Source organism: Acutalibacter sp., from assembly GCF_056800975.1.
Genome location: NZ_JBQISV010000082.1, coordinates 1 through 9,634 on the forward strand (window position 1 = coordinate 1; position 9,634 = coordinate 9,634).

Here is a 9,634-nt window from a genome sequence, read left to right on the forward strand (position 1 = left end):
CTGGAACAGGTCGACCAGCGCCTGGACGCTGTCGACCAACACCTGGAACAGGTCGACCAGCGCCTGGACGCTGTCGACCAACACCTGGAACAGGTCGACCAACGCTTGGACACTGTTGACCAACGCCTGGATAAGATCGAGGGACAGCTGACGGTTCTGGAAAAGGATGTGGAAGTCATCAAATACGAGGCCGCCGTTACCCGGGGAGCCGCGAATCTTCTGGTGGAATGGACAGAAAAAGCCGCCTCTCAAATCGGCATTCCTCTGTAGCCCCCCAGGACCGCTCCCTCCTACCGCCTACAAAAGCAAGCCCCCTGGCACACGCCGGGGGGCTCTTTTTTGCTCTATTCCTGTTTCCCTCTGGCAATCCACTTACCCTTGGTAAGCGTCCATAACCAGCTCCATCAAATGCACAGCCCGGCCTCCTGCTGTCTCTATGCCCAGCTTGCAACGGTTGCAATAGCAGAGCACCGGCAGGCCTCCGTGCTTTTCCAGCTGTTCAGCGAAAATCACCCGCTGCTCCTCCTCCGGGAACTGCCAGAGCGGCGTCCCCGGCCGGGCGCTTACCAGAGCCTCAGCCTCCGAACGCTTGGGCTGAAAATGCAGGTTCCCGCAATAGTCCGCCGCCTCCCGGCTTTCGGCAATCTCCCGGACTGTTACCCCCATTTTCCCTAGCAGGCTCCGCACAGCCTGATGAATCTCCGGATGCGCCCGGTCCCGCCAGCAGTCCTGCAGGCTCACAGTCAGCCCGCTGTAATCAGGCAGGGCAAGGCCTCCCTCCCGGTCCAGCCAGACAAACAGGTTCTCTGGCAGCAACTGGGGAAACCGCTCCTCCAGCCCCTCCCGGCAGGCCTGACAGAGGTACAGGGCCCGGCTCCCCGCCGGATACCCCCTTTTGTCCACGCGGCAGCACCCCGCCACTGGCATCTGCTCCTTCAGCCAATCCCGCAGCTTCTTTGCCGCCTGCGGACTGGCCTTGGTAAAATTGCAGCTGGGAAAATAAATATTATCCATGCCAGTCATCGGTTGATAGACTCCAAAAGCCCGCCGCTTTTGATGATATTCTGCAAAAACTCCGGGTAGGGCTGTGCCTGATAGGTCTTGCCCGTGGTCTCGTCCGTGATCAGGCCGCTGTCAAAGTCCACTGCCACCACATCGCCGGGCTGAATCTCCTCCGCCGCCTCCGGGCACTCCAGAATAGGGAAGCCGATGTTAATGGAGTTGCGGTAGAAAATCCGGGCAAAGGTCTTGGCAATAACACAGGAGGCCCCGCTGGCCTTCAGGGCAATGGGCGCGTGCTCCCGAGAGGAGCCGCAGCCGAAATTCTTCCCGGCCACCACCACGTCGCCGGGCTTCACGTTCTTGACGAAATCCTTGTCAATATCCTCCATGCAGTGGCTGGCAAGCTCCGCGTGAGATGCCGTATTCAGATACCGGGCGGGGATAATCACATCCGTGTTTACATCGTCTCCATACTTGTGTACCGTGCCTTTTGCATTCATAGCGATATCGCTCCTTTTTATGATGGTTTTGGAGCCGCGCCGCCTGCTTCCGGCGGCTCACTCCCCTTTATAGTACTCCACAGCGTCCTTCTCCATAAAAACCTGGTTGACGTCCCGGCCCCACACCCCCAGCTTCCTGGAGTCCGGGTACACCGCCGCGTCCAAATCATTTTGGGTGTCAAAGTCCACATAGACAAGGGCCTCTCCGCCCATGTTGGTGAGCTTATGGGCCCCGCCCGGCTCCGCAGGGAAAAAGAGCAGGTCTCCCGCAGCCACCTCCCGCTCTCCCTCCGGAGTGCGCAGCAGTCCTCGGCCGCTGACAATGAAAAAGGTCTCCTCGTTCTTCAAATGGTAGTGATAGGGATACGCGGCCTTGCCCGGAGGAATCTCGTACACGCTGACCACAGACTGCCTGGCCTGGCCCAGCCTTACAAACCTCCTGCGGTAATATTCATACTCCCCGCAGCTCTCTCCCGCGCTGTTTACCGATTCGGGGCCGGTTTTGTGATGGACCTCCAGCTCGTCCCATTTCCCATGAAGGACGGTGTCTATTGTGCTCACATGCTGCGCCTCCTGTCTCTTTTCAGCCCGACGCCTCCGCCCCACTTCCACAGCCTGAGGGCCGGCATTTCCAGGCGTATTTTGCCGGGTGCAAGATGAATAAGCATACCGGAAGAACCGCCCTTCTGTTGTCAGCACAGGCTCTGACTCCGGGCAGCATACTCAGCCTTAATCTCCCCGATATTTCTGCCGCCGATCCCAAAATTCTCATCCGGCAGCTCCTGAATGGTCACGGTGAAAAACTCCGTGGGAATCTGGGTGACCTCTGCCGCCGCAGCGGTCAGCCGTTGAATGAGCTCCGCTTTCTGCGGCCCGTCCAGCGCGCCGCACACAATGGAAATGGTTGGCATAGCCTACTCCTCCTCATACTGCCAGGGCACATAGGGCAAAATCCCCCAAGTGATTTCATCTGCGGCATAGGTCCCGGTATGAATCATGGACATATGGTCTGAGGTCGTGGCCCGGATGCAGGGATGCTCCCCGCAGTCCCGGCACTGGGCCAGCCCCTTTTGCGCGGCGCAGGATTTGGCAGGGCAGGGCTGGTCCTTGCAGTGACAGGTCTCGCTCTCGCAGCCCCCGCAGCGCATAGACCAGTCCAATTCCCCATACACGCGGTTCAGCAGAGGAAGCATCCTCTGCCGCCGCTCCTCATCCTGGCCTGTGTAGTGGACGCACAGGTCGCACCGCTGGCCGCACTGACCATACACCGCCCCCTCCTTTGGGAAGGGCTTGCGGTTGGGCTTTTTCTTTATGAATATCAGGGGCTTAAGCTCTTCCAGCTGTTCCGGGGCAGACACGGGAAACATCATCCACTTGCCGTCGTGGTAGGTCTTGGCATTGTCGTATATTTCCAATACCCAAAGCGGGAACTCCACCCGCCGGGCCGCAAAGACCTCCCTCTCCTTTTTGCCGTAGATGAGCATAAAGTCAAACCGGTCCTCTTTGACATAGACAGTAAGAATGGTCCGCTTGCCCTGCTTGAACTTCAGCTCGTCCCTGCCGTTCCCCACCTCGTCCAGACAGTAGCACCCCCGCATGAACACCATGGCCTCATGACTGACCTGTTCCAGGGCGGTCATATGGTCAGGCTTACAGGGGACATGGGAACGCTCCATATCATCACATCCTGACTTCAATCTGATAATACTGCTCCTGAAAATGGGTCATTTCCTCCACCTGCTCCTTGGTGAAGCTCATGCCCTCCGGGGCCAGCACCCACTTCTCCTCCACATCGTCAAACCGGTGGATGATGGCAATCAGCCTGCCTGTAAATTCTTCCAGCGGCTGGTCAACCCCCAGCACATAGGCGTCCTGCTCCTCCCCGTCCGGGGCCAGCAGCCCCGGCACATATCCATAGTTGACGGGGTAGACCAAATCCGGGTGCTTGGGGTGGACTGTGCCAATGGGCCGGTCCATTTTTATGGCGACAGCGTCCCCCAACACAGGGGGATGGGCCGCCAGATACTCCTCCCGCAGCAGGGAGAATACCGTGTCGTCAAAGCATTTGCCCTCATAGGTGCGCACAGCCCTGCGCAAGGTCCCCTCCCGGGTAAAGCCCAGCTTTTCCAGCAGGGCAATGGAGGCGGCGTTTTCCACAAAGGCCCGGGCGCTGACCGCCTCCACCCCCTCCTGCAGGAACAGGTGCCGCAGCAGCCCGCCCAAAGCCTCGCACATGTACCCCCTGCGGGCGTACTCTTCCCCCAGGTAGTAGTCCAGCGACAGAGACTTTACCCGAAAGCGCAAAGCATCCGCACCCAAGCCGATATGGCCCAAAACCTGCCCGTCCTCCTTGCGCACCAGCGAAAACTGGCTTCCCGGCTCACAGAGCAGCAGCTCCTCCATCTGCTCCATGGCAGGCAGCTGCCCCAGGCAGTTGTAGCGGCGCACATGCTCCTGGGCGAGAAATCCCCGGATAATGGGCGCGTCAGCCCGCTCCGGCGGCCGGAGCAGCAGCCGTCCGGTCTCTATTCTTACGGGCTCCATTACAGCTTGGCCGGGTCGGTGAGATACCCGGTCAGCGCGCTGGCCGCGGCAACAGCAGGGCTTGCCAGCACCACCTCAGAGTCCACATGACCCATGCGGCCCACAAAGTTCCGGTTGGTGGTAGAAACCGCCCGCTCCCCCTCAGCCAGAATGCCCATATAGCCTCCCAGACAGGGCCCGCAGGTGGGGGTGCTGAACACTGCTCCCGCCTTCACAAAGATCTCCGCCAGGCCCTCCCGGATGCACTGGAGGTACACCTCCTGGGTGGCGGGAATCACAATGCAGCGGACGTTCTTCGCCACCTTTTTCTCCTTCATAATCTGGGCGGCAATGCGCATGTCGCTGATGCGCCCATTGGTGCAGGAGCCGATGACGCTCTGGTCAATCCTCACATCGCTGACCTCCTCAATCCTCCGGGTATTCTCCGGCAGATGGGGCATGGAGACTGTGGGCCGCAGCGCCCCCAGGTCAATGGTGACCGTGCGGGTATAAACCGCGTCCGGGTCCGGCTCGTAAACCTTCACCTCCCCCTGGTAGCGGTCCTGACAATAGGCCAGGGTCTTCTCGTCCACCGGGAAGATGCCGTTTTTGGCTCCGGCCTCAATGGCCATGTTGGCAATAGTAAACCGGTCGTCCATACTGAGCGCGGCCACTCCCTCGCCGGTAAATTCCAAAGACTGATACAGAGCCCCGTCCACGCCAATCTCGCCAATCAGATGCAGCACCACATCCTTGCCGCAGACAAAGCCCGTGGGCTTGCCCACCAGCTCCACCTTAATGGCCGAGGGCACCTTAAACCACAGCTTGCCCGTAATCATGGCCGCGCACATGTCGGTTGAGCCCACGCCGGTAGAAAAGGCCCCCAAGGCCCCATAGGTGCAGGTGTGGGAGTCCGCCCCCACAATGGCCCCGCCAGGGCCCACCAGGCCTTTCTCGGGGAGCAGGGCATGCTCAATGCCCATCTGGCCCACGTCAAAGAAATTGGTGATGTCATACTTGTCCGCAAACTGCCGGGTCTGCTTGCACTGCTGGGCCGCTTTGATATCCTTGTTGGGGGCAAAATGGTCCAGCACCAGAGCAATCTTGTCCTTGTGGAAGACGCTGCTGGCCCCGCACTTCTCAAATTCATTGATGGCCACCGGGGACGTGATGTCGTTGCCCAGCACCATGTCCAGGTCCGCCTCAATCAGCTGGCCGGGCTCCACAGAATCCAGGCCCGCGTGGGCCGCGAGAATTTTTTGGGTCATTGTCATTGCCATGATGGTTTTCCTCCTTTGATTTCCTCAGGTTTATATATCCAGATGCGATTACATAGGCTTCCCATGTCCTGAACGGTTTCTCCCTGGCTCTACCGGCAGCAAAAAGGGCCGCGCAAGACCAGCGCGTCCGCGCTCGCTGCAGCCAAGCCTCCGGCCCCCCGGCCAATTTACTCCGCCGCCAGGGCCTCTCCCTCCAACAGCCTCTGATACAGGGCCAGCGAGTCCTCAAAATAGGCCATCTTCTTCTCGTCCCCCTCCAGGTTCGTGTCCACCGTCGTGCGCACCGATACCCGCAGCCGGCTGCACAGCTCCTGCACAATCTCCGGGGTCCAGTTCACCAGCTCGCTGCCCTGGCCGTTAAAATCCTTCAGGGCCGCAAACTCCTCCCAAGGCCGCATGGCGTTCTCAAAGTCCTTGGCCTCCTCCGGCATGGGGCTCCCGTCGTTATACTGAAAAAGCCCCGCCAGATCCCCCCTCAACGCCGAGAACCCCGCCTCGTCGTGAAAGTAGATCATGCAGCTGCCCATGGTCACGTCCCCCGCAAACCGGGCATAAGAGGCCTGCACTGCCTGGGGGTCTGCGGTCTCGCTGCCAAACACATAGCTGTTCACCTGCACCACCACCCTGCCGTCTCCGTTGCGGTCGTCGGCATAGGCGGTCAGGGTCTGCTCCAGCTCCTCCTGCACTGCCCCCGGCAGACTGTAGGAGGTGATCATGCCAATGGTATAGTCCGGCTCCACCTTGCTGACAATGGAGTAGATCATGCTCACCACAATAGCTCCCACCAGAATGCCCACAAACAGGTGCTTCTTGTGGTAGTACCACCAGTTCGCCCGCTTGTCCTTTGCCGTCTTCAGCTCAATCACGCCAGAGTGGATAGTATCCTCTCCCGCGCCCACCAGATAACGTTCTCTTGCCATAAGGTCTGGCACCTCCCAGTTCTGTTTGGATTGTTACCAGACATTATAGCCCATTTTTCTGCTTTTCGCAAGGCGTTGGACTGCCCGATGGGCAAAATCCATAAAAGTTTACAATTCCAAAAGGAGGAGCGGCTGCGCGCTGCTCCTCTTTCTGGAATTCCATCCGCTTATTCCCCGGCATCATAGGAAGTGGCGCCCGACACCCCGTCCAGCGCGCCCTCCCGCAACACACACCAGGCAGCCTTCGGCATAATCCGGGGCTCCTGCACTTTTTACATGGTGGATGTGATACCGGTAAGAGGGCGCAAATTCAAACCGGCCGTACAGCTTGGGGTCTCCACCCAAAAACACCGCGCCAGAGGCCCTCATCACGCCCTGTCCTCTGTACTCCGGCAGAACCGCGCTCTGGGACAGGACCAGCTGGGTGTTTTTCCCTGCGGGGGTCTCAATATCAGTCTCATACAGGGTTGCCTGACCCATAATCTCCCCGCTGTCTGTCAACGCCACCAGAGAGAGCTCTGGAACAAAGCTGCTCTCCCTCCTGGCCTGGGTGAAGTAACGGAGCATCAGCCGGTCCGTTTCCTCCCCATAGCTGTCCGCAAAGGCAGTGTACACCAGCCGGTCCACAGCGTCCTGCTCCTCCGGCCTCTCCAGCCGTATAACCATCTCCCGGCCAGAAGCTGCTTTTACCCTTATGACCTCACACCTTAGGCAGCTTATCCAGCGACCGGCGGATGTCCTCGTCAGCAGGGACAGAGTCCTTCATCTCCCCCTTATGGAACTTCTCATAAGCCACCAGGTCAAAATAGCCGGTGCCCGTCAGCCCAAAGAGAATGGTCTTCTCCTCCCCGGTCTCCTTGCAGCGCAGGGCCTCGTTCACTGCCGCCAGAATGGCGTGGCTGCTCTCCGGCGCAGGCAGAATGCCCTCCACCCGGGCAAAGTCCTCCGCTGCCTGGAACACCTCGGTCTGCTTGACAGAAACCGCCTCCATCAGCCCGTCGGCATACAGCTGGCTGAGCACGCTGCTCATGCCGTGGAACCGCAGGCCCCCCGCATGGTCGGCGCTGGGCATAAAGCTGCTGCCCAGGGTGTACATTTTTGCCAGAGGGCACACCATCCCTGTGTCGCAGTAATCATATTTATACTCGCCCCGGGTAAAGCTGGGGCAGCTGGCAGGCTCCACGGCAATAATCCGATAGTCCGCCTCTCCCCGAAGCTTTTCGCCCATAAAGGGGGCAATCAGTCCGCCCAGGTTGCTGCCGCCCCCTGCGCAGCCGATAATAATATCCGGCTTCACCCCATATTTATCCATCGCCGCCTTGGCCTCCAGGCCAATCACCGACTGGTGCAGCATAACCTGGTTGAGCACGCTGCCCAGCACATACCGGTAGCCGGGGGTAGAGGTCGCCGCCTCCACCGCCTCGCTGATGGCGCAGCCCAGCGAGCCGCCGGTGCCGGGGAATTCCTGAAGTATCCTGCGGCCCACCTGGGTGGTGTCAGAGGGCGAGGGGGTCACCGCCGCGCCGTATACCTTCATCACCTCCCGGCGAAAGGGCTTCTGCTCGTAAGAGCACTTGACCATGTACACCCTGCAGTCCAGCCCCAGATAAGAGCAGGCCATGCTAAGGGCTGTGCCCCACTGCCCAGCGCCGGTCTCGGTGGTAACGCCCTTCAGGCCCTGCTGCTTGGCATAGTAGGCCTGTGCAATGGCCGAGTTCAGCTTGTGGGAGCCCGAGGTATTGTTGCCCTCAAACTTATAGTAAATCTTCGCCGGGGTCTGCAGCTTCTCCTCCAGGCAGTAGGCCCGCACCAGGGGGGCGGGGCGGTACATTTTGTAGAAATCCCGGATTTCCCGGGGAATTTCAAAGAAGGGGCTGTCGTTGTCCAGCTCCTGCTTCACCAGCTCCTGGCAGAACACCACCCCCAGCTCCTCCGGGGTCATGGGCTGCAGGGTCTCCGGGTTCAAAAGGGGGGCAGGCTTGTTCTTCATGTCCGCCCGCAGGTTATACCAGGCTGTGGGCAGCTCGCTCTCCTCCAAATAGATCTTGTAAGGGATTTTGTTTTCGCTCATAATAATCTGACTCCTTTCGTTAAGCCGGAGCCAGGCAGCGCAAAAAGCCCCTGCCCCGGCAGAAAATTTTCTGCTGGGACAGGGGCATAAGAGGCAAAAAGCTCCGCTCCTGCGGTACCACCCGGCTTGACGCGCAACGCGCCCACTCGTTCCCGCAAACCAACTACGGGCGGCTTTGGTAACGGAGCGCCGCTCCGGCTCGCCTACTGGGCGGAAAAATCCGCTGTTGGGGTCACCCTCAAAAGCCCATTCAACCAGACACGGCCGTCCGCACTTGCACCAAACGGCGGCTCTCTTTGCAGCCGCGTTCCAGTCTACTCACACTTTCTCACAGGTTTATGCTGACATTATAACCCGGCGGCGGCTAATTGTCAAGCGGCAATTTTCCAGGAGGGCCAACCGCGTATTTTTATTATGCTTCCCATCCAGAGGCCTTGTAGGGGCAAGGCCCGCGCGTCCGCCCGTCCCTCCCAGGGTCCCGGTACTTCCACGAACCAGGCGGACCATATCCGCCCCTGCATTAAAATCCGCGAAAGGGACCTCTTCCAGGAGGAGCCTCCAAAGTGAGGCGTTATAACAAACGTCCTCCCATGCCTCCGTCCCAAAGAGGAAGAACATCTCTTTTCGAATACGTCATCTATAAGACAAAAGCCGTGGTAAGAGAGAACCACCCCAAACAAACCAACAGCCTGCTGATAGCCCGTACAGACAGAGAAAAAACTCTCTCAGGCCCTCTGCCCCGAATGCGCCGCCCCCTCCCCGCCGCCATTCTCCCATTGACATTCCTCCCCCGCTCTGCTATAATCATTCTACAAGGAGGGATCTCTATGGACATGATGAGCAGCATCGCCTCTATGGCTACATCCTACAGCCAGACTCAGCTCGCCACCGATTATTCTCTGGCCATCACCAAAAAAATGATGGACACCACCGAGGAGCTGGCCCTGCAGGAGCTGGAACAAATGCTTCCTCCCAGCCCCTACACCTTTGACGTGTACGCCTGAGGCGCAAAGAAAGAGTCTCCCCCAAGGGAGGCTCTTTCTTCATTTTTCGCCCTCGCGCAAGGAACCACCAGTCAAGCCGGTGAAAAAAAGCGATAGCATATGGCAAAGGAGAATGATCTGGCATAAAAACTCCTAAAAAGCAGCGGCTGAGCCGTTTACAGGTTGCAATACGGTCAGCACACTTGAAAAGACCCTTTGAGTATCTCTTGAGAGGTAGCCGCTGCCATACCCTTTCACGGCTAGCGTATGACAATAGAGACTGTTGTGGCATAAAGCTTTTAAGAAAGCAGCGACTGTACTGCTAACGGCAGCAGTACAGTCAGCACACTTAACA

Annotated in this window: 13 protein-coding genes; 2 read left to right on the forward strand and 11 right to left on the reverse strand. The window is 58.9% G+C overall.

Annotation, left to right across the window (positions count from 1 at the left end):
- Positions 1-270: hypothetical protein (locus tag ACTO5E_RS08655; RefSeq protein WP_482303015.1), on the forward strand; the 270-nt coding region annotated here is incomplete at its 5' end.
- 102 nt (positions 271-372) lie between these two features.
- Here the strand turns inward: ACTO5E_RS08655 and ACTO5E_RS08660 are convergent.
- The 10 genes from ACTO5E_RS08660 to ACTO5E_RS08705 form a co-directional block, all read right to left on the reverse strand.
- Complete coding sequence (locus ACTO5E_RS08660; RefSeq protein WP_482303016.1) at positions 373-1,014, reverse strand: hypothetical protein; 642 nt, start codon at positions 1,012-1,014, stop codon at positions 373-375.
- A 5-nt stretch (positions 1,015-1,019) separates the two neighbouring features.
- Positions 1,020-1,502 carry a 3-isopropylmalate dehydratase small subunit gene (gene leuD / locus ACTO5E_RS08665; protein ID WP_482303017.1) on the reverse strand — a complete coding sequence of 161 codons (483 nt, stop codon included), beginning with the start codon at positions 1,500-1,502 and terminating at the stop codon, positions 1,020-1,022.
- Between the two features lie 57 nt (positions 1,503-1,559).
- Positions 1,560-2,063 carry a cupin domain-containing protein gene (locus ACTO5E_RS08670; RefSeq protein ID WP_482303018.1) on the reverse strand — a complete coding sequence of 168 codons (504 nt, stop codon included), beginning with the start codon at positions 2,061-2,063 and terminating at the stop codon, positions 1,560-1,562.
- A gap of 131 nt (positions 2,064-2,194) precedes the next feature.
- Entirely contained in the window at positions 2,195-2,413 is a 219-nt protein-coding gene (gene dmpI / locus ACTO5E_RS08675) for a 4-oxalocrotonate tautomerase DmpI (protein ID WP_482303019.1), read from the reverse strand.
- A 3-nt stretch (positions 2,414-2,416) separates the two neighbouring features.
- Positions 2,417-3,178 carry a DUF3788 family protein gene (locus tag ACTO5E_RS08680; protein WP_482303020.1) on the reverse strand — a complete coding sequence of 254 codons (762 nt, stop codon included), beginning with the start codon at positions 3,176-3,178 and terminating at the stop codon, positions 2,417-2,419.
- Between the two features lie 4 nt (positions 3,179-3,182).
- Positions 3,183-4,046: a GNAT family N-acetyltransferase gene (locus ACTO5E_RS08685; RefSeq protein WP_482303021.1), complete on the reverse strand. Its 864-nt coding sequence runs from the start codon at positions 4,044-4,046 to the stop codon at positions 3,183-3,185.
- Positions 4,046-5,305 (reverse strand): 3-isopropylmalate dehydratase large subunit, encoded by a 1,260-nt coding sequence (gene leuC / locus ACTO5E_RS08690; protein ID WP_482303022.1) that lies wholly within the window; start codon positions 5,303-5,305, stop codon positions 4,046-4,048. The genes ACTO5E_RS08685 and leuC overlap by 1 nt, the downstream gene beginning before the upstream one ends.
- Before the next feature lie 167 nt (positions 5,306-5,472).
- Entirely contained in the window at positions 5,473-6,225 is a 753-nt protein-coding gene (locus ACTO5E_RS08695) for a hypothetical protein (protein WP_482303023.1), read from the reverse strand.
- A gap of 180 nt (positions 6,226-6,405) precedes the next feature.
- Complete coding sequence (locus tag ACTO5E_RS08700; protein WP_482303024.1) at positions 6,406-6,891, reverse strand: GNAT family N-acetyltransferase; 486 nt, start codon at positions 6,889-6,891, stop codon at positions 6,406-6,408.
- A 34-nt stretch (positions 6,892-6,925) separates the two neighbouring features.
- Positions 6,926-8,296, reverse strand: a complete 1,371-nt coding sequence (locus ACTO5E_RS08705; RefSeq protein WP_482303025.1) for a TrpB-like pyridoxal phosphate-dependent enzyme — start codon at positions 8,294-8,296, stop codon at positions 6,926-6,928.
- Positions 8,297-9,123: 827 nt separating this feature from the next.
- On the opposite strand from ACTO5E_RS08705, the gene ACTO5E_RS08710 reads away from it, so the two are divergent.
- Positions 9,124-9,300 (forward strand): YjfB family protein, encoded by a 177-nt coding sequence (locus ACTO5E_RS08710; RefSeq protein WP_482303026.1) that lies wholly within the window; start codon positions 9,124-9,126, stop codon positions 9,298-9,300.
- Positions 9,301-9,432: 132 nt separating this feature from the next.
- On the opposite strand, the gene ACTO5E_RS08715 is transcribed toward ACTO5E_RS08710, so the two are convergent.
- Positions 9,433-9,634, reverse strand: a 202-nt coding sequence (locus tag ACTO5E_RS08715; protein WP_482303027.1) for a hypothetical protein, incomplete at its 5' end; no start/stop codon positions are given.